This is a genomic window from Mycobacterium sp. pW045, assembly GCF_041287085.1.
GTDB classification, from domain to species: Bacteria; Actinomycetota; Actinomycetes; order Mycobacteriales; family Mycobacteriaceae; genus Mycobacterium; species Mycobacterium algericum_A.
In genome coordinates, this window is record NZ_JBGGKU010000003.1 from 64,066 (window position 1) to 83,291 (window position 19,226).

Annotated in this window: 14 protein-coding genes; 12 read left to right on the forward strand and 2 right to left on the reverse strand. The window is 70.3% G+C overall.

Annotated features, from left to right (window positions below):
* Positions 1 to 30 precede the first annotated feature (30 nt).
* From eccCb to ACAG20_RS05215, 9 genes are all read left to right on the forward strand, one after another.
* Positions 31 to 3,591, forward strand: a complete 3,561-nt coding sequence (gene eccCb / locus ACAG20_RS05175; protein ID WP_370491788.1) for a type VII secretion protein EccCb — start codon at positions 31 to 33, stop codon at positions 3,589 to 3,591.
* Positions 3,588 to 4,772 (forward strand): type VII secretion-associated protein, encoded by a 1,185-nt coding sequence (locus ACAG20_RS05180; RefSeq protein ID WP_370491789.1) that lies wholly within the window; start codon positions 3,588 to 3,590, stop codon positions 4,770 to 4,772. Before eccCb ends, ACAG20_RS05180 begins: the two co-directional genes overlap by 4 nt.
* 73 nt (positions 4,773 to 4,845) lie before the next feature.
* Positions 4,846 to 5,190 (forward strand): WXG100 family type VII secretion target, encoded by a 345-nt coding sequence (locus ACAG20_RS05185; RefSeq protein ID WP_370491790.1) that lies wholly within the window; start codon positions 4,846 to 4,848, stop codon positions 5,188 to 5,190.
* Between the two features lie 9 nt (positions 5,191 to 5,199).
* Positions 5,200 to 5,496, forward strand: coding sequence for a WXG100 family type VII secretion target (locus ACAG20_RS05190; RefSeq protein ID WP_370491791.1), 297 nt, complete (start codon positions 5,200 to 5,202; stop codon positions 5,494 to 5,496).
* Between the two features lie 291 nt (positions 5,497 to 5,787).
* Positions 5,788 to 6,231 (forward strand): 50S ribosomal protein L13, encoded by a 444-nt coding sequence (gene rplM / locus ACAG20_RS05195; protein ID WP_085083157.1) that lies wholly within the window; start codon positions 5,788 to 5,790, stop codon positions 6,229 to 6,231.
* Positions 6,228 to 6,734: a 30S ribosomal protein S9 gene (gene rpsI / locus ACAG20_RS05200; protein WP_112689284.1), complete on the forward strand. Its 507-nt coding sequence runs from the start codon at positions 6,228 to 6,230 to the stop codon at positions 6,732 to 6,734. Before rplM ends, rpsI begins: the two co-directional genes overlap by 4 nt.
* A gap of 145 nt (positions 6,735 to 6,879) precedes the next feature.
* Positions 6,880 to 8,211, forward strand: a complete 1,332-nt coding sequence (glmM, locus tag ACAG20_RS05205) for a phosphoglucosamine mutase (protein WP_370491792.1) — start codon at positions 6,880 to 6,882, stop codon at positions 8,209 to 8,211.
* A 48-nt stretch (positions 8,212 to 8,259) separates the two neighbouring features.
* Positions 8,260 to 8,562, forward strand: coding sequence for a type VII secretion target (locus ACAG20_RS05210; RefSeq protein ID WP_112689287.1), 303 nt, complete (start codon positions 8,260 to 8,262; stop codon positions 8,560 to 8,562).
* Position 8,563: 1 nt separating this feature from the next.
* Positions 8,564 to 9,916, forward strand: a complete 1,353-nt coding sequence (locus ACAG20_RS05215; protein WP_370491793.1) for a hypothetical protein — start codon at positions 8,564 to 8,566, stop codon at positions 9,914 to 9,916.
* A 95-nt stretch (positions 9,917 to 10,011) separates the two neighbouring features.
* Here the strand turns inward: ACAG20_RS05215 and ACAG20_RS05220 are convergent, their stop codons facing one another.
* Complete coding sequence (locus ACAG20_RS05220) at positions 10,012 to 11,835, reverse strand: fatty acyl-AMP ligase (protein WP_370491794.1); 1,824 nt, start codon at positions 11,833 to 11,835, stop codon at positions 10,012 to 10,014.
* A gap of 484 nt (positions 11,836 to 12,319) precedes the next feature.
* Here ACAG20_RS05220 and gjpA (ACAG20_RS05225) point away from each other — a divergent pair, with 484 nt between their 5' ends.
* Both gjpA (ACAG20_RS05225) and ACAG20_RS05230 read left to right on the forward strand, forming a co-directional pair.
* Complete coding sequence (gjpA, locus tag ACAG20_RS05225; protein WP_370491795.1) at positions 12,320 to 13,528, forward strand: outer membrane porin GjpA; 1,209 nt, start codon at positions 12,320 to 12,322, stop codon at positions 13,526 to 13,528.
* 82 nt (positions 13,529 to 13,610) lie between these two features.
* Complete coding sequence (locus ACAG20_RS05230) at positions 13,611 to 16,376, forward strand: PGRS repeat-containing protein (protein ID WP_370491796.1); 2,766 nt, start codon at positions 13,611 to 13,613, stop codon at positions 16,374 to 16,376.
* Positions 16,377 to 16,497: 121 nt separating this feature from the next.
* Here ACAG20_RS05230 and ACAG20_RS05235 read toward each other — a convergent pair whose 3' ends face one another.
* Positions 16,498 to 17,541, reverse strand: a complete 1,044-nt coding sequence (locus tag ACAG20_RS05235) for an LLM class F420-dependent oxidoreductase (RefSeq protein ID WP_370491797.1) — start codon at positions 17,539 to 17,541, stop codon at positions 16,498 to 16,500.
* 432 nt (positions 17,542 to 17,973) lie between these two features.
* On the opposite strand from ACAG20_RS05235, the gene gjpA (ACAG20_RS05240) reads away from it, so the two are divergent.
* Positions 17,974 to 19,164: an outer membrane porin GjpA gene (gene gjpA, locus ACAG20_RS05240; RefSeq protein WP_370491798.1), complete on the forward strand. Its 1,191-nt coding sequence runs from the start codon at positions 17,974 to 17,976 to the stop codon at positions 19,162 to 19,164.
* The last annotated feature ends 62 nt before the right edge of the window (positions 19,165 to 19,226 follow it).

The window sequence follows — 19,226 nt, forward strand, 5'->3', positions numbered from 1 at the left end:
GTGATTCGGCGGCTGTTTACGGTGTGGCCGATGACCGAGCTGGGACGTGTCGCGAGCCCGCCGCCGGCGCCGCCATCCGGTGAAATCACCGTCGCGGCACCGCCCCCGGTGCAGCGCCCGAATTCCCCGGTGGCGCTGACCCGGCTACTGCCGCTTGTCATGTCGGTGGGGATGCTCGCCATGACCGCGGTGCTCTACCGCTCGGGTTCGCCGGTCGCGCGCAGCCCGGTGTTCGTGTTGCTGCCGCTACTGATGCTGGCGTCTGCGGCGGCAGCGGTGCTGGCCGGCCGAAGCCGCGACGATCTCGACGGTAACCGGGACGACTACCTGGGTTATCTTGCTGCGCTGCGGGAGTCGGTTACCGCGACCGCCGCGGCGCAACGTTCGTTTCTGGCGTGGGCGCACCCGGACCCCGAGGCATTGTGGACGTTGGCAGGCAGTGACCGGATGTGGCAGCGCCGGCCCGGTGACGCCGAGGCCGGCCGGGTCCGGGTGGGCATCGGCCCGGTCGCCCTGGCGACCCGGCTGATACCGCCACCCGATGAGCCGGCCGGCCGCGCCGACCCCGTCACCGCGGCCGCGCTGCGCCGCTTCCTGCACACCCACGCGACGGTGCCCGAGGTGCCGATCACGATGCCGCTGCCGGCGTCGGCGCCGTTGCAGTTGGACGGCGACCGGGACCGGGCGCGCGGCCTGCTGCGAGCGATGATCTGCCAGCTCGCGATGCTGCACGGCCCCGACGCGCTGCTGATCGCAGCAGTCGTCGGCGACCCGCCCGGCCACTGGGACTGGCTGAAATGGTTGCCCCACCATCAACATCCGTCGGCCGTCGACGCCACCGGGCCGTTACGGCTGACCTACCCCGATCTGCCCGCTGCGCAAGCCGCGTTGGCCGGCCGCCCGGCGGTGCTGGTCATCGACGACCCGGTCATGGGACTGGCGCTGACCGAAGCAGCGGCCTGGGATGCCGGGCGGGCCCGGCGGCTTCGGGTGAGCACGACCACGCTGGGCGACTGCGACGGCACCCGCCCGGATTTCCTCGGCACCGCGGACGCGCTGGCCTGCGCCCAGCGACTGGCCGGCTGCCGGGCGGCGCAACCGGGTGGCCCGAGAAGCTGGGCGCAGCTGGTGGGCGTCGGCGCCGTCGACGAGTTCGACCCGCCCGCGGTGTGGCCGGGCGCACCGGCGCAGCGGCTGAGCGTCCCGATCGGCACCGACCCGCAGGGCGACCCGGTGCGGCTGGACATCAAGGAGGCCGCCGAAGAAGGCAGCGGCCCGCACGGGCTGTGCATCGGCGCCACTGGTTCGGGGAAATCGGAGTTCCTGCGCACGCTGGTGCTCGGCATGATGGTCCGGCATTCGCCGGCGGAGCTGAACCTGGTGCTGATCGACTTCAAGGGCGGTGCAACGTTTCTCGGATTCGAGGAAGCGGACCACGTGGCAGCGGTGATCACCAACCTGGCCGATGAAGCGCCGCTGGTGGAACGGATGCGCGAAGCACTGACCGGTGAGATGCAACGGCGCCAGGAACTGCTGCGCGCCGCCGGGGTGGCGGGGATCAGCGGCTACCGGCAGGCCCGGCGGGCTGCCGCAGCGGCACTGCCGGGGCTACCCGCGCTGCTCGTCATCGTCGACGAATTCTCCGAATTGCTGGATCAGCAGCCCGATTTCATCGACATGTTCGTCGCGATCGCCCGGCTGGGGCGGTCCCTGGGTATTCACCTCCTGCTGGCCAGCCAGCGGCTCGAGGAGGGCCGGCTGCGCGGCCTGGAGTCGCACCTGTCCTACCGGGTGTGCCTCAAGACGGTGTCGGCCGCCGAATCCCGGCTGGTGTTGGGCACTGCGGACGCCCACGAGCTGCCCAACACCCCCGGCTCGGGTTTCCTGCGCACCGCCGACGGTGAGTTGCGGCGATTCCAGACGGCCTACGTCTCGGGCGCATGCCCCATCGCGCGGCCGGCGCCGAGCCAAGTTCGACTGTTCACCGCCGCGCCGATCGGCTCGGCCGGGCCTCAGCCGCGAGCTGCCGGGCGCACCGTGCTGCAGGCGGTTCTGCAGCGATTGTCCGGACACGGCCCGCCAGCCCGACAGGTGTGGCTGCCGCCGCTGGGCGACTCACCGGCGTTGGGCGAGTTGCTCGACGGCGGCTATCCCGATCTGAGCGTGCCGATCGGGATCGTCGACCGCCCTTTCGAGCAGCGGCGCACCCCGCTGCTAATCCGGCTGGACGGCGCCGCGGGGCACGTCGCCGTCGTCGGCGCGCCGCAGTCGGGTAAGTCGACGACGCTGTCCACGCTGATCGCCGCGCTGAGCGCCACCCACGACGCCCGGCGAGTGGCGTTGTACTGCCTGGACTTCGGTGGCGGCGGCCTCGCCGCGCTGGGTTCGCTGCCGCAGGTGGGAACGGTGGCCGGCCGCGGCCAACCGGAATTGGTGCGGCGCACCGTCGCCGAGCTGGAGGCGATCTTGGAACGGCGGGAGGCGCGATGCGAGGCGGCCGGCGGTGGCCCGGCCGGTGACGTGTTCTTGGTGATCGACGGATGGGCAGCGCTGTGCCGCGAATTCGATGTCGAGGCAACGATCACCGCCGTTGCCGCGCGCGGCCTGTCCCACGGCGTCCACCTGGTGCTGTCCGCGTCGCGGTGGGCCGAGATCCGGCCGGCGTTGCGCGATCTGATCGGCACCCGGATCGAACTGCGGCTGGGCGATCCGGCCGAATCCGAGCTGGACCGGCGTCAGGCGCAGCGGGTGCCCGGCGACCGGCCTGGGCGGGGCCTGACAGCGGAGGGCCTGCACCTGCTGGTGGCGCGCCCGCAAGGCTGGGAGCCGTTGCGGCGCGACGACTACACGGTGGCGCCCATCCCGCTGCTGCCGACGGTGGTGGACCGGGCGGCGCTGACCGCCGGCGTTGACCACCCGGTGCTGGGTGTCGACGAGCGCGGCGCTGTGACAGTCGATTTCGGTCGGCAACCGCACCTGCTGATCTTCGGCGACAATGAGTGCGGCAAGACCACCGTGTTGCGCACGCTGTGCCGGGAACTGGTGCGGACCCGTGGCCCACAGCAGGCGCAGCTGCTGGTGGTCGACTATCGACGCGGCCTGCTCGGGGTCGTCGACACCGCGTACCGGGCCGGCTACGCGATCTCGGCTGCTGCCTGCGCGCCCCTGGTGGCGGCCCTGACCGACCGATTGGCCCGGCGGATGCCCGGACCGGACATCGACGCCCAGCAACTGCGTGACCGGTCCTGGTGGTCGGGACCGGAGCTGTATGTACTGGTCGACGACTACGACCTGGTCGCCGCCGCGGGCGGCAACCCGCTGACTCCGCTGTTGGAATACCTGCCGCACGCAAGCGATCTCGGCTTGCACCTGGTGGTTGCGCGCCGCAGCGGCGGGGCGGCGCGCTCGCTGTACGAGCCGGTGCTGGCCGCACTGCACGATCTGGGCGCCATGGGGCTGACGATGAGCGGTGACGCAACCGACACCCCGTTGATCGGTGCGGTGCGGCCGGGCCCGCTGCCGCCCGGGCGCGGCACCCTGGCCACCCGGGCCGGTGGGCAGCGGCTGATCCAGGTGGCGTGGGAGCCGTGACGCACCGTGCCGTCATCGAGGCCGGCCCTGCGACTGTGCACCGACTGTGTTGCGGCGCAGCTGAATCGGCTGGCGCCACGGCGGCGATGGAGTGGATCGACGAGCCATTCGCACTGGTCGACGGCCGGCCCGTCGAGCTGCCCGAGCTGCTGCGCGGCGTGCTGGCCTGCCCGTCGGCCGTCGAATCGATGGTGATCGTGCACCCGTCATGGTGGCCGGACCGGCGGGTCGAGCTGCTCACCACCGCAGCGCGCGGTCTGACCGCGGACATCACCACCGTGACGCGCTCCCGGGCGCTGTTCGACAGCTTTGCGGCCGGGGCCGTCGTCGAGATCGCCGCCGGGCTGGTCGCGGTCAGCGGCGCCGGGATCACCGCCGAGCCGCGGATCGGCCCGCCCGACGAGGTGGCCGCGGCGGTGGCTCGCCGCGTGCTGGCGGCTTCTACCGGCCCGGACGCCGCGGTGGTGATCGACGCCCCGGTGGGAGTCGGTGGCGCCGCCGCGTTGGCGGCGATGATCGCCGACCGGCTACCAAGCGCGATGCAGGTGGTAGTGGTCGAGGCATTGCCTGCCGACGGCATGGCCGAGCCCGCCACCGCGCCGCAGCCGTGCCCGGCGCCGGCCCGTCGCAAGGGTCGGCGACGGCTGCCGGCGGCCGTGGCGGCGGCGTTGTGCGTCGTCGCCTGGGGCATGCACGCCCCCCACCACCGGTCGCCGGCCCCAGACCCACCCGCGGCGTATCTGGTGGAGGGGCGGGTGACCGTGCAGGTTCCCGCGGGCTGGCCGGTGCGCCGCGTCGCCGCCGGATCCGGATCGGCCCGGGTGGAGGTGACGTCGCCGACCGACCCGCGGCTGGTGCTGCACGTCACCCAGGCGCCGGCCGCCGCCGACACCCTGGCCGCGGTCGCCGAACCCCTGCAGCGGGGCCTGCAGCTGGCCGACACCGAAACGCCCGGGGTGTTCGTCGGTTTCGATCCCGCCGGCAGTAGCGCGGGACGGCCGGCGGTGACCTATCGGGAGGTTCGCGCCGGCCATCACGTCGACTGGGCGGTGTTGGTCGACCGTGCGGTGCGGATCGGTATCGGGTGTCAGAGCGGACCCGGCGACGACGACGCGCTGCGCCCGGTGTGCGAGCAGGCGGTGCGCTCCGCCCATGCGCTGGAGGTGCGGCCCGCGAGCTGATCGGCGGGAACCGAAATGAGCCCACCGGAGTCGAACTACATATCAGCCAAGGCAACCGACGATAGGGACAGACGTGGCTATACCGCCAGGACCCGCAGGCCCCCCGGGCACCACCGCGCTCAGCGCCGACTTCGACGTCATGCGCGCCGTCGCGGCGACCACCGATGCCCGTAACGAGGAGATCCGGGGGATGCTGCAATCCTTCGTCGCCCGGATGCGCGCCGTTCCGCCGTCGGTCTGGTCGGGCATGGCCGCGGCCCGATTCCAAGACGTGCTGGACCGCTGGAACACCGAATCGCTGAGGCTGCACCACGCCTTGGCGCGCATCGCCGAGACCATCCGCCACAACGAGCGCGCACTGCGAGAGGTGGCCGAGAGCCACTCGCACCACATCGCTGCCGCCGGCGACGGAATCTGAGGAGCAGCCGTGGACGCGACACTGTCCTACAACTTCGAGGAGATCGAATACGCCGTCCGCCAGGAGATCCACTCCACGGCCAGTCGGCTCAACGGCGCGCTCGAGCAACTCCGCTCACAGATCGCGCCGCTGCAGCAGGTGTGGACCCGGGAAGCGGCCGGCGCCTACCACGCCGAGCAGCTGCGATGGCAGCACGCCGTCAGCGCGCTCAACCAGATCCTGTTCGACTTGGGCCGCGCGGTGCGCGACGGTGCCGCCGACGTCGCCGACGCCGATCGCCGCGCGGCAGGGGCTTGGGGGAGGTAAGGAGAGACCGCCCCCGGACACGGTGTGGCCCCGATCGGTAAAGAGCCGCCGGGGCCACACCGCCATGTCCACCGGCCGTGAGGGCGCCATCGAGCTGTCGCCCGTTTTGACCTGCCCGGATCACCGCCGGTAAGCTGCTCCGTTGGCGTGCGGTGCCTTGTTGGCGCAGCGGGTCCTCGGGTCACTGTCGGTCGCCGAGAATCACCCCCGCCGTCCACGCCGGACCGGCACCCGGCTCGTACCGGGATCCGCAGAACCGGGTAGCAACCCGAATAACGAGAGGTAAGCGCTGTGCCCACCTATACGCCGAAGGCGGGTGACACCACGCGGTCGTGGTATGTCATCGACGCCACCGACGTGGTGCTCGGCCGGCTCGCCGTCGCGGCAGCAACGCTGCTGCGCGGCAAGCACAAGCCGACGTTCACGCCGAATGTCGACGGCGGTGACTTCGTCATCGTCATCAACGCCGACAAGGTCGCCATGAGCGGCAACAAACTGCAGAAGAAGATGGCTTACCGCCATTCGGGCTACCCGGGCGGGCTGCGCAAGCGCAGCATCGGCGAGCTGATGGAGACCCGTCCCGACCGTGTCGTGGAGAAGGCGATCCTCGGCATGCTGCCCAAGAACAAGCTCGGCCGCCAGATCAAGCGCAAGCTGCGCGTCTACGCCGGCCCGCAGCATCCGCACACCGCGCAGCAGCCGGTCCCGTACGAAATCAAGCAGGTGACGCAATGACCGAGACCGACATCGAAGGCACCCCTGAGACCCCTGAGGTCACTGAGGCTGTTGAGGCCGACGAGACCGTGGCGGTGCAGTCAGACGCCGCACCGGCCTACGAGCCGCACGACCTGGGCCGCCCCATCCAGACCGTCGGCCGCCGCAAGGAGGCCGTGGTGCGTGTCCGGCTGGTGCCCGGCACCGGCAAGTTCAACCTGGACGGGCGCACCCTGGAGGCCTACTTCCCCAACAAGGTGCACCAGCAGCTGATCAAGGCTCCGCTGGTCACGGTGGACCGGTTGGAGAGCTTCGACGTCTACGCCCACCTCGACGGCGGCGGCCCCTCCGGGCAGGCCGGCGCGTTGCGGCTGGCGCTGGCCCGCGCGCTGATCCTGGTGCAGCCCGAGGACCGGCCGGTGCTGAAAAAGGCGGGCTTCTTGACTCGCGACCCACGGGCCACCGAGCGCAAGAAGTACGGCCTGAAGAAGGCCCGCAAGGCGCCTCAGTACAGCAAGCGCTGATCTGCGGTTGCATTTTGGCAGCGAGTTGGGGGTATCTTCCGCACGAGGGAGGTACCCCCGGCTTGCTTTCGAGAGTGCGTGTTTCCGGCCCCACACCGGCGTGTCGGACCGGGAACACGCACGCTCGCGGCGATAAAGGATAGTTATGGGTCGTCTTTTCGGCACCGACGGTGTCCGCGGGGTCGCCAACCGCGAACTGACCGCAGAACTCGCCGTTGCCCTGGGCAGTGCGGCCGCACAGCGGCTGTCCACCGGCACCGAGCGTCGGGTCGCCGTCGTCGGCCGTGACCCGCGGGCCAGCGGCGAGATGCTGGAGGCCGCGGTCATCGCCGGGCTGACCAGCCAGGGCGTCGACGCGCTGCGAGCCGGCGTGCTGCCCACGCCGGCGGTGGCCTATCTGACCAGCGCTTATGAAGCCGACTTCGGGGTGATGATCTCGGCGTCGCACAATCCGATGCCCGACAACGGCATCAAGTTCTTCGGCCCGGGAGGCCACAAACTCGACGACGCCACCGAGGACCAGATCGAGGATCTGGTCGCCGCCGGGCCGGGGTTGCGACCGGTCGGCGCCGGGCTGGGCCGGGTGGTGGACGCCAAGGACGCCCTGGACTGCTACCTGCGCCACCTCGGCGAATCCAACCGGACCCGGCTCGACGGGCTGACCGTCGTGGTGGACTGCGCGCACGGCGCGGCGTCGGAGGCCGGACCGCGCGCCTACCGGGCCGCCGGTGCCACCGTGATCGCCATCAACGCCGATCCCGACGGGCTCAACATCAACGAGGGCTGCGGTTCGACGCACCTGGAACCGTTGCGTGCCGCGGTGCTCGCCCACGGCGCCGACCTGGGCCTGGCCCATGACGGCGACGCCGACCGGTGCCTGGCCGTCGACGCGGCCGGCAATGTGGTCGACGGTGACGCCATCATGGTCGTGCTGGCGCTGGCCATGCGGGACGCCGGCGAACTGGCCGGCAATACCCTGGTGGCCACGGTCATGAGCAACCTCGGGTTGCATCTGGCGATGCGCGAGGCGGGCATCGACGTGCAGACCACCGACGTCGGTGACCGTTACGTGCTCGAGCAACTACGGGCCGGCGGTTTCACCCTCGGCGGTGAACAGTCCGGCCATATCGTGCTTCCGCAACTGGCCACCACCGGCGACGGCATCATCACCGGCCTGCGCCTGATGGCGCGGATGGCCCAGACCGGCACTCCGCTCGCCGGGTTGGCCGCGGCGATGCGCACACTGCCGCAGGTGCTGATCAACGTCGAGGTCGCCGACAAAGCCGACGCGGTGAGCCGCCTGGCGGTGCGCACCGCGGTCCGGCGCGCCGAGGAGGAGCTCGGCGACACCGGCCGAATCCTGTTGCGGCCCTCCGGAACCGAGCAGCTCGTCCGGGTGATGGTGGAAGCCGCCGACGAGGACACCGCGCACCAGATCGCGGTCAGCGTCGCCGACACGGTCCGCACCGGACACTGAATCCCGCACTGAGGGAACCGCGGGGGCTTCGGCGCCGTCATATCCGTTATGGGACGACAACCGCTGTATCTCGATGCCGCCGCGCTGCGCTGCGTGGCGGACTGTTTGGACGACACGGCGGCAGCCATCGACGTTGCCGTCCGAATCCGGTTGGGCGGGCTGGTATTCGACGGTAGCGCTGCCGGACGTGATCATGTCGCCGCGGGGGAGGCGCTGCGGCGTGCGCTAGACGCCTGGGCGCCGGAGTTGACGCGCTGGTCGCGCGCGGGCACCGAGATCGCCGCGGCATTGCGCGCCGGACTGGCGCGTTACGGCGCCGCCGAGTCGTTCGCGGCGGACCGGGTCGGTTGAGGTGGCGCCGCGATACGACGTGGCCGCGCGGCTGGCCGAGGGCCGAGAAGCGGTAGCCCACACCCAGGCCTACGTGTCGGCGTGTCATCGGCGCGGTTATGGCCATCCCGATCTCACCGGCTACGACGGGCAGCTGGCCGACCGCTACGACAGCGAAGCCGGCCTGGATCTGCAGCGCCTGGACGCCGACTGCGCCGCACTGGCGGCGTTGGCCGGCGCGGCCGAGGACGCGCTGCGCCGGCAGCACGGTCAACTCGATGCCCTGGCGGCGGCCTGGCGGGGCCCCGGCGCCGACGCGGCTACGGAGTTTGTGCGCCGGCACTGTGAGGCCGGGGCACAGCTGACGGCGCGGTTGCGCGCGGCCGCCACCGGCTGCGAGGTATTGCGTGACGAGTTGTGGCGGCTGGTCGACACCAAGGTGGCGGCGGTGACCGCCGTCGACGACCGGGCCGGCGCGCACCGGCCGGCGTGGCTGGCGGCAGCACAGGCGGTGAACTCCGGCTCCGGCGACGAGCATGCCGCCGAGGTCATCGAGAAACAGCTGATCCCTTACGTGGACCACGACGTTCGGGGTGAGTGGGTGCCGGCCGTGCAGTCGGCGCGAGACGGGGTGGCCGGCGCCTACCGGGCGGCGGCGGGGTCGGCCGACCCGGCGCCGGGGACGGTTTTTCCGGTACCCGGTGATCTTGGTCCGGTCGTGCCACCCGATCACCCGACCGGTGCCGCGCCGGCCGTCCCGGCGACCGCGGCCCCCGTCGCAGCGGAGATCGCGCCGGCGTCCGATGTCGCACCGGCGGGTGTCCCGGCGGCGCCGGACGGGAGGCAAGACGCCGCCGTCCCGGAGCCCGCCGCGGCACTGGCTGACATGCCTGCCGATCCAGCACTTCCGGCCGGCCTCGGCCTGCCCGGTGATCTGGGGTTGCCGACGGGCGGGCTGCCCGCCGGCGGTGGGCTCGGCGGGTTGGGCGGATTGATTCCCCGGCTGGCCGACGCGTTCGGTGACCCGGGATCGTCCGACGGGTTCGGCGATCCGTTCGAGGACCGCGCAGCAACCGATGACCGCGACCCTGATGACCACGAGGACCCCGAGCCGGATGACTCCGAGGGTGACCCGCCGGACGAGCCGGGCGACGAGGCCGTTGTCGAGGAGGCCGCCGCCGAGGACTCTGGTGAACCGACCGAATCGGAATCCGCGCCGTCGGACCCGGAAACCGAGGCCGGCGCCCAAGCTGAGCCCGCGGCCGAAACCACCGAAGCCGACGACTCCGGCCAGTCTCCTGAGCCCTCCGCCGACGGCGCACCGAAGACGCCATGCGAGGTCGCCGCTGAACAGTTGCCCCAGGTCGGGCAGTGACCGGGCTACGCCGCAGCAGCAGGCTTCGCTGGTCGCAGCGTGATGCGCCAAGCGTATGAGCCCGCTGACCCCGCAGTAGGGCCGGCGGGCTCACCTCACCCCTGGCGCGAGCCCCAGGTCTGCAGCGCCGAAACGATCTTGGCCGCGGCCTCCAGTTGCTCCAGCGACAGCTCCTCGGTCGGGGTGCGCCATTCGGCAACCACCGCAAGTGCGCCGTCGATGAACAGTTCGCGGGTCTTGCCCCGCTGGATCTTGCCGCTGGAGGTGGTGGGCATCGACACGTGGTGCACCAGCACCACGGCGTCGGCCGCGATGCCGTGGTGGGTTGCGACGGCGGTGCGGATCTTGTCGATGACGTCGTCGAAGTCGGTTTCACCGATCCGGCCGCTGTCCACCTCGTGCACCACGACCAGCTGCTCGATGCCTCCCGGGGGCGCGTCGGTGGCGAATGCCGCGCCCCGGCCGGACACCAGTACCGGGTCGCATTGCTGCACGGTGAACTCGATGTCGTTGGGGTAGTACCGGTGCCCGTCGACGACGATCAGATCTTTGCAGCGACCGGTGGTGAAAAGCTCACCCGCGCAGAGGAACCCGTAGTCCCCGGTGCGCAGGAACGGTCCGCGCGCCGGGTCACCCGGCGCTGCCAGCCGTGCTCCGAACGTCGCGGCGGTCTCCTCGGGGCGACGCCAATAACCGAGGGCGACATTGGGGCCGGCGACCCAGATCTCGCCGACCTGGTCGGGGCCGCACGGCTGGTGGGTCACCGGGTCGACGATGGCGACGTCGGTTTGGCGCGGCTGACCGCAACCCACGAACGTCGCCGCGGCCGGGTCGTCGGGTGCGATGTCGACGATGCGGTCCTGCTCCAACGCGGCACGGTCGAGGTAGCGCACCCCCGGCATCCCGGTGGCGCATCCGGCCGACACACACAAGGTGGCCTCGGCCAGCCCGTACACCGGGTAACACGACGAAATCTGGAAACCCGCCGGTGCGAAGGCATCGGCGAACGCCGCCAACGATGTGGCGCGCACCGCCTCGGCGCCGTTCATGGCCACCGTCATGCAGGAAAGATCCAGTGCCGCGCGTTCTTCGGGCGTGCTGGTCTCCACGCACCGGTCGTAGGCGAAGTTGGGTGCCGCGGTGATCACGCCGCGATGCGCCGACACCAGTTCCAGCCAGCGCATCGGGCGTTTGATGAACGCGGTCGGCGACATCAGCGCGGTGCTGGCCCCGATGTAGACCATGGACAGGATCGCGCCGATCAACCCCAGGTCATGGTGCGGCGGCAGCCAGAACACGCCTTTGGCGTTCTCGTCGCCGTTCCACGCCTGCCGGATGGCGTCGACGTTGTGCAGGATGTTGCCGTGGCTGAGCAGCACACCCTTGGGTGAGCGGGTCGACCCCGAGGTGTACTGGATGGCGGCCGGCGAGTCGGTGCCGATGGCGGGGGGCACCCAGGCGTCCGGGTCGGCGCCGGCATCGGTGAAGAACCAATGCTCGGGTTCACCGGGGATCCCGGCGACTGCGGAGCGGGTGGCCTGCTGGGTCTCCCCGGCGGTGAGGGCGAACCGGGCCTGCGCGTCGGGAACCACCACCTGCAACCGCGGCGCCAGCTTCTGGTGCACCGGCACGGCCACGGCCCCGGCATAGAGGCAGCCGAAGAATCCTGCGATGAAGTCCAGACCCGGGCGCACCAGGACCAGCACCCGCTCCCCGGCGATGTCGTGGCGCTGCAGACTGGCCGCGATCGCCCGGGCGCGCAGGTCCAGGTCACGGAAGCTCAGCTCACTGCGGCCCTCGTCGTCGCCGTTGTAGGAGAAGCTGAACGCCACCTTGTCGCCGAATCGCTCGGCTTGGCGTTGTGCCAGTTCAACCAGGGTTTGCGCGATGGGTGTCGTCACCGTGGGCGTGAAATCCATGGCCCCATCTTGGCCCCCGAGGTGTTCTGGACCACATTCGGCCCCCTGCGGTGAATCGGGGAGCTGGCCGGCGGTGTCGAACGTATAGGCCGCCATGACTGCGACCGCGTCGATTCCGGCCCGGGCGAGCTCGACCGCGCAGCTGGCCGCCGCCTTCGATCCGCCCGCTAACGACAGCTGTGCACCGATTCGCACCGACCGGCAGAAATCAAGCTGGACGGGCCCGATACCAACGGAAAAGTGCACCGCTTTCCACTCGCTCTAAGTGTTCACATACAGTTCGTGGGTGGAAGGGAAGGGCCGAAGGCCCTGAGCTCTGGAAATGCCGCCTGAAATATCTGACCGCGATGCTTGTATCTTAGGTTCTTCACGGCTAGTGTTCTATTTCACATCAGTGAATAAGTGTGAATCCAGGAGCAACACGGCGGCGTCGAAGCCCCTTGAGACGCTCGCCGAGGGCGGCACCTCACAAAAGGAGACGGCTGTGCAGCAAACTCTTCGCCCCTACGTCACCGTCGGCATCGCGATTGTCGGCTCCGGCCTGATCGCGGCCACCCCGGCCGTGACTCCGTCGGCAAGTGTCCCGACCATCCGAGACGTCGCACTCACCGCGGGCGGCGGCCTCCCCGACCTGGTGGCGCCGTGGACGGAGGTGTTCAACGAGGCCTCCCGGAACGCCAGTCAGCTGCTCAACAACTACTACATCGCGCCGGGGATCGCCTTCCAGCAGATGCTGGCCAACCAGACGACCTTCTGGCAATCGATTCTCGACGACCCGTCGACCATCCCGGCGGTGATGCAGCAGATGCAGCACAACCTGGACGCCTATCTGACCGGCTTTTCACTGTGGAACGCCAGCGGCGGCGTCGACATCAACGAGGGGTTCACCGGCACGGTGGGCGAAGTCATCCTGCACACCCTGAGCGGTACGGACCTCAACAGTCCGACGCCCGCCTTCGGTCATGACCTGCTTTTCGCGCTGCTTCCGCAGTTCTTGCCGGCCGACCAAGCCGAGGTCATGACGCCCATCATCAACTTCCTGGCGTCGCCGCTCAGCGGCATCATCATGGGCTCGATCGGGCCGGCGATCGCTCCCTGGGTCGCGATGATGAACAGCATCCAAGACGGTGACGGCTTCACCCAGATCATGGCCAGCTGGATGGACGGCTACCTCAACGGCGCCACCCTCAACCTCGACTTCTTGATACCGATCATCGAGGACTCCGGCCTGCTGCCGATGCCGGAGGGCACCATCACCCACCTGGACTTCGCCTTCGGCGGTCTGCTCACCGGTGGCGACGTGGCCTCCGGCCCGTATGAGGTATCCGACGGCACCGACATCGTGGCCTCGGTGCCTGCCGTCGGCGGGTCGATCTTCAACAGTCTGGGCATCGGTCTCGACGCCTCGGCGATCGGCCTGCCGCTCCAGATCACCATCGACAGCCACGGGATCGGCCCGATCGCAGCCTGGGAGGCCTGGGGGCAAACCGTCGGATCCTTGCTCGGATCTGGTTGGGACGGCAAGGATCCGGTGGTGGTTACCCCGCCAGGTGCCGGCATCGGCTTCCCGATCATCCCCGACAGCTGGTTCGACGACGGTGGCGTGGCCCCGGATGTCGATCCGGGCTCGAGCGTCGATCTGCTGGGAGGCATGGGTCTGGACGACTTCCTCGCGGCGCTGAGCAGCCTGTGAGCCGCCCGCTAAACCGATTTCCCTATAACCAACCTTCAACACACTGCCTAACAGAACCGCTTCACAGGAGAGGTGTTCGCAAATGACTCGTCGTGACAGCACCAGCCAGCCTGGTAAGACCGGATCGCGGTACCGCAAGCGGGTGGCTGGTGCCACCAGTTCGGTGGGGGCGTTCCTCGCTTTCGGGATGGCCCCGTTAGCCGCGGCACCGGCGGCACACGCCGATGTCGATTTCTTGGGTGACCTTTTCGGCGATCTGGCGGCCGCGTGGTCCACGGCCGACGTCGGTGACGCCGCGGCGACCTGGGACCTCGACGCGCTGTTCGGTGCGGCGGACCCGGGCAGCGCGGCCGACATGTTCTCGTGGACCGGGATCATGGACCAGTGGTTCTACGAGCCGCTGCACGCCATGACCCAGCTCTGGATCACCAGTCCGTTGGGTGAGTCGATCAACGGGATGATCAACGACTGGTCGGGTATGTACCTGATCGGCAACGGTGTTGACGGCACGGAGGCCTCGCCCGACGGCGGTGATGGCGGGCTGTGGTTCGGCGACGGTGGTGACGGCTGGAGCAGCGACGAAGCGGGTGTGGCCGGCGGTAACGGCGGCTCGGCGCTCGGCTGGCTGGGCGACGGCGGCGACGGCGGCGCCGGGGGTGCCGGCGCGGTCGGCGGCGACGGCGGCGCCGGTGGCTGGTTCATGGGCAACGGTGGCGACGGCGGTGCCGGTGGCGCCGCAGTAGTTGCCGGCGGTGTCGGTGGTGCCGGTGGTAACGGCGGCGCGGCCGCCGCCTGGTTCTTCGGCAACGGCGGCGCCGGTGGTGTCGGCGGCGCCGGGATGGACGGCGCGGCCGGGGCCGCCGCCAATGGAGTCGGCGGGGCCGGCGGTGCAGGCGGCAACGGCGGCGCGGGCGGCCGCAGCGGTTACATGTTCGGTGACGGCGGCAAGGGCGGCGCCGGCGGCGCCGCGGGCAACGGTGGTGACGGCGTCACCGGCGATGCCAACGGCGCGAACGGCGGCAGCGGCGGCCAGGGCGGAAGCGGTGGCGCCGGCGGCGCCCGCAGCTCCGACTACTACGCCGGCGCGTTCTACGGCAGCGCCGGACAAGCCGGCGACGGCGCTGACGGCGGCGCCGGCGGCAATGGTGCCGACGCGGCCACTGACGTCAACGGTGACTACCTCGGCATCGGCGGTAACGGCGGCGTGGGTGGTAACGCCGGTAACGGCGACACCGGTGGCAATGGCGGAACCGGCGGTAACGGTGGCGACGGCACCGGCGTGAACCCGACCAACCCGGACGCCGCCTTCGGAACCGGCGGAGCGGCAGGCAGGGGTGGCGCCGGCGGTGACTCGCTGGGTGCCAATGCCGGCGGCAACGGCGGTGACGGCGGTACCGGCGGCCTGGGAGTGCTCGGCCGCGGTGGCGCGGGTGGCACCGGCGGTGCCGGCGGCGAGAGCGAGAGCGGCACCGGTGGCAGCGGCGGCGCCGGCGGCCTCGGCGGTAACGGCGGCACCGGTGACAACACGGTGGCTACCACCGGCGGCAACGGTGGCAGCGGCGGCACCGGTGGCCAGAGCACCAGCGGCAACGGCGGTGCCGGCGGTGCCGCCGGTAACGGCGGTGACGGAACTCTCCGCGGCGGCAACGCCGGGTCCGGTGGCCGCGGCGGCAGTAGCACCAGTGGCGACGGCGGCAACGGCGGCGACGGTGGTGTCGCGGGTGAGGGCCTGGGCTGGAGCGACGGCACCAACACCTGGAGCATCGGCGGCAACGGTGGCTCCGGCGGTGCCGGTGGCAGCAGCACCAGCGGCGCCGGCGGCAACGGCGGTGCGGGCTCGGCCGGCGCCGACGGCGCGACCGGCACGGGCGTGGTCAGCCAGGGCGGCAACGGCGGCTTCGGCGGCTCGGGCGGCAGCAGCAGCGGCGGAACGACCGGCAACGGCGGTGACGGCGGCGCCGGTGGCGACGGCACCGCATCCGGTGGCAACGGCGGTGGCGGCGGCGCCGGCGGTCCCGGGTTCGCAGGCCTGGGCACCAGCAGCAACGGAGGTGCCGGCGGCAACGGTGGCGCCGGGGGTGACAGCGGCGGCGTCGAGACTCCGGCAGACGGGCCGATCACTGGTTCAAGCCACGCCGGTAACGGCGGGGCCGGTGGTAACGGCGGCCAATCGACTGCCGATGGGGTTGGCGGTGACGGTGGTACCGGCGGGGCCGGTGGCAATGCGGCCGGGAACGTCGACGGCGGTACGGGAGGTAGAGGGGGTACGGGCGGTACCGCGGGCACTCCCGGCGCCGGTGGCGATGGCGGCGCCGGTGGCACCGCCGCGGCCGGCAATGGCGGCGATGGCGGGGCCGGCGGCACCGGCGGCCGCGGCGAAACCGGGGCCATTGGTTCCAGCGGTATTCCCAACCCCGTGCTCGGCGGCGACAACACTCCAGGCGGTGACGGCGGCGACGGCACGGCCGGGGGCACCGGCGGTAGCGGCGGTGTCGGCGGCGGCTCCACCAGCGGAACCGGCGGGAACGGTGGTGCGGGCGGTGCCGGCGGCGATGGCGGCGCCGGTGGTAACGGTGGGCCGGGTGGCACCGACCCCGTCACCGGCAACGGCTACGACGGTGGCGACGGGGGTAACGGCGGCGACGGTGGCACCGGCGGCAATGGTGGCGCCCACGGCGCCGGCGGCGCCGGTAACGGCGACGGTGGGGCCGCAGGCTCGGGTGGGACCGGTGGCGCGGCTGGTGCTGGCGGCGCCGGCGGGGCAGGTGACGGCACCGGCACGCCCGGCAACGACGGCGCGGCGGGCAGCGCCGGCACTGGCGGCGCGGACGGCCAGCCCGGCAGCTAGCCGACAGCTTGAGAGCGACTACGGTCGCCGAGTCCACCCGGACCCGGCGACCGTAGTCGTTTTGGTGTTCGCAACTGTGTCGTCGTCACAGCAACCCGGGGGACCGCTAACGGCCGGCGCGTCAGACTGGCGCGAGCTCGCGGAGTTCCGCCATGTAGCGCAGCGCCTCACTCGGGTCCTTCGCCAGTGGCCCGGCCAGTAGTGTCGTCACACCCGCTTCGGCGTAGGCGGCGATCCGTTCGGCAACCAGCCCGCGGGGCCCGATCAACGAGGTGTGTCGCACCAACTCGTCGGGGACGGCGTTGATCGCCTCGGTCTTGCGGCCGGACAGGTACAGCTCCTGGATGCGGTCGGCCACCTCGCCGAACCCATAGCGGGTGGCCAGGTTGTGGTAGAAGTTGCGGGTTTTGGCCCCCATGCCGCCGATGTAGAGCGCCAATTGCGGTTTCGCCCACGCCAGCCGGTCCTCGACATCGTCGCCGATGGCCAGTGATGCTCCCGCCATGACGTCGAGCGGCCCGAGTGTCGGATTCCGCTTGGCCGCACCGGCTTTCAAGGCGTCGCCCCACACCTCGGCGGCGCGTTCCGGATAAAAGAACACCGGCTGCCAACCGTCGGCGATCTCAGCGGTCAGTTCGACGTTCTTCGGTCCCAGCGACGCGATCGAGATCGGAATCCGTTCCCGCACCGGATGATTGATCAACTGCAACGGCTTGCCCAGCCCGGTGCCGCGGTCTGCCGGCAACGGCAGCTGATAGTGCTTGCCGTGGTAGCGCACCCGTTCCCGGCGCCACACCGCCCGGCAGATCTCCACCACCTCACGGGTGCGGCCCAGTGGGGCGTCGAACGGCACCCCGTGGAAGCCCTCCACTACCTGCGGTCCGGAGGTGCCGATGCCCAGCCGGAACCGGCCGTCGGAGACGAAGTCCAGGCCCGCCGCCGTCATCGCCAACAGGGCGGGAGTGCGGGTGTAGATCGGCACGACGCCGGAGACGAGCTCCACACGCGAGGTCTTGGCCGCCAGATAGCCCAGTTGGCTGACGGCGTCGAACGAATACGCCTCGGCCACGGCCACCACGTCGATCCCGGCTTGTTCGAGCTCGACGACCTGCTCGGCGGCCTCTTTGAATCCACCCGCATAGGACAGCTGTACACCGATTCGCATCTCCGACTAATACCAGGTTGCTCACGGGCTGCGCGACGGCTCGGCCGCGCCGTCGACGGCGGCCACTTCACACCGTCGCCGAAATTCAGCTCCCGCTAACACGGCGGGCGCAAAATAGCGTTTCGCACAGCGTTCCGTGCGCTGGCTCATATCGGACAGAACTGTGCCGGAAAGACCATTATTAGTGCGCTCAGGTGCACAGCTTTCCGAAAAATTCTTAGATTACACATTGGATAGCTATCCAAAGTTAACGTCCTCCTGGCGCTGACCTCCGGTAATGCTGCGTGAAATATTTGACGAAGATGCTTGTGTCTTAGCTTTTTCACGGCTAGTGTTTCGATTCACATCAGTGCATAAGTGTGAATTCAGCAACAACACGGCACCGCCCCAGCCCCCGGAGCGCTCGCCGCGGGCGGCACCTCACTAAAGGAGATGGTTGTGCAGAAAACCCTTCGCCCCTACGCCACCACAGGTATTGCGGTTGTGGGCGCCAGTCTGATCGCCGTCACCCCGCTCGCTGTGACGACGCCCGATGTGCAAGTCGGCCGCGACATCGCACTCACCAGCATGCTGACCGACGCGATGCAACCGTGGATCGACCAGTACAACATCGCGGCCGAAAACGCCACGGTGCTCGCCAACAACTTCTACGTCGCTCCCAGCGTGGCGATGCAGCAGCTCATTGCGAATTCCCAGGCCTGGATCCAGGATATCCTCGACGACCCCTCGCAGATTCCCGTCGTGGTCAACGAGATGCAGGAGCAGCTGCGCGCGGTGACCGAGGGCTACTCCATGTGGAACATCGCCGCGGACGATCCCATCGCGACTAGCGCGGTTCTGCACACCCTCAGTGGCTCTGACCTCAATACCTTCAGCATCGGCCATGACCTGCTGTTCGCGCTCCTGCCGCAACTGTTGCCGGCCTTCCTGCCCGAAGGTACCGATGCCGAGGCGATTTTGCCGATCATCAACTTCATCTCGTCGCCGATGAGCGGCATCATCATGGGCATGCTGGGGCCCGGGCTGAGCCCCTGGGTCGCGCTGATGAACAGCATCAACGACGGCGACTCCCTGAACGAGATCATGGCCAACATGACCGGCGCCTTCTACAACGGTGCCACCCTCAACCTCGATTTCATCCTGCCGATGCTCGACGATGTGGTGCCGCCGGGCACCATTACGCATCTGGATTTCGCGCTGGGAGGGCTGCTCAGTCCGGGCGTGGTCTCCAACGCCGCGTACACGTTCTACGACGCCTCCGGCAACGTCGTCGACGCGGTACCCGCGGTCGGCGGCTCGATCTTCAACAGTGTCGGCATCACCCTCGACGCCTCGGCCTTGCTGGGGCAACCGCTGACGCTTGACATTCAAAGCCACGCCGTCGGCCCGCTCGGTGCGTGGATGGGCTGGGAGCAGGCCGTGGCCGGGTTCCTGGGCGGGAATGCCTGGAGCTGGTCCGGCAAGGATGGCGCGCCGCCGCCAGCAGAACCGCCGCTGGCCGGGTTCTCGTTCCCCATCATCCCCTCCGACTTCTTCGATGACGGCGGTGTTGACGCCGGCGGTGCCGACGGTTCGGTCGATTGGTCGGCTCTCTTGGACGCCATCCTCAGCTGGAACCCGTAAGCCGGCACAACCACGACCCCGCATGACCCGAACTGAGAAGTCACAACCGCTCAACAGGACTG

Excerpts from the sequence above, each read along its gene's own strand:
- ACAG20_RS05210 (WP_112689287.1), top strand. The coding sequence starts at position 8,260 with ATGGGACGACAACCGCTGTATCTCGATGCCGCCGCGCTGCGCTGCGTG.
- ACAG20_RS05235 (WP_370491797.1), bottom strand. The coding sequence starts at position 17,541 with ATGCGAATCGGTGTACAGCTGTCCTATGCGGGTGGATTCAAAGAGGCC.
- ACAG20_RS05220 (WP_370491794.1), bottom strand. The coding sequence starts at position 11,835 with ATGGATTTCACGCCCACGGTGACGACACCCATCGCGCAAACCCTGGTT.
- rpsI (WP_112689284.1), top strand. The coding sequence starts at position 6,228 with ATGACCGAGACCGACATCGAAGGCACCCCTGAGACCCCTGAGGTCACT.
- gjpA (WP_370491798.1), top strand. The coding sequence starts at position 17,974 with ATGGTTGTGCAGAAAACCCTTCGCCCCTACGCCACCACAGGTATTGCG.
- glmM (WP_370491792.1), top strand. The coding sequence starts at position 6,880 with ATGGGTCGTCTTTTCGGCACCGACGGTGTCCGCGGGGTCGCCAACCGC.
- ACAG20_RS05230 (WP_370491796.1), top strand. The coding sequence starts at position 13,611 with ATGACTCGTCGTGACAGCACCAGCCAGCCTGGTAAGACCGGATCGCGG.
- eccCb (WP_370491788.1), top strand. The coding sequence starts at position 31 with ATGACCGAGCTGGGACGTGTCGCGAGCCCGCCGCCGGCGCCGCCATCC.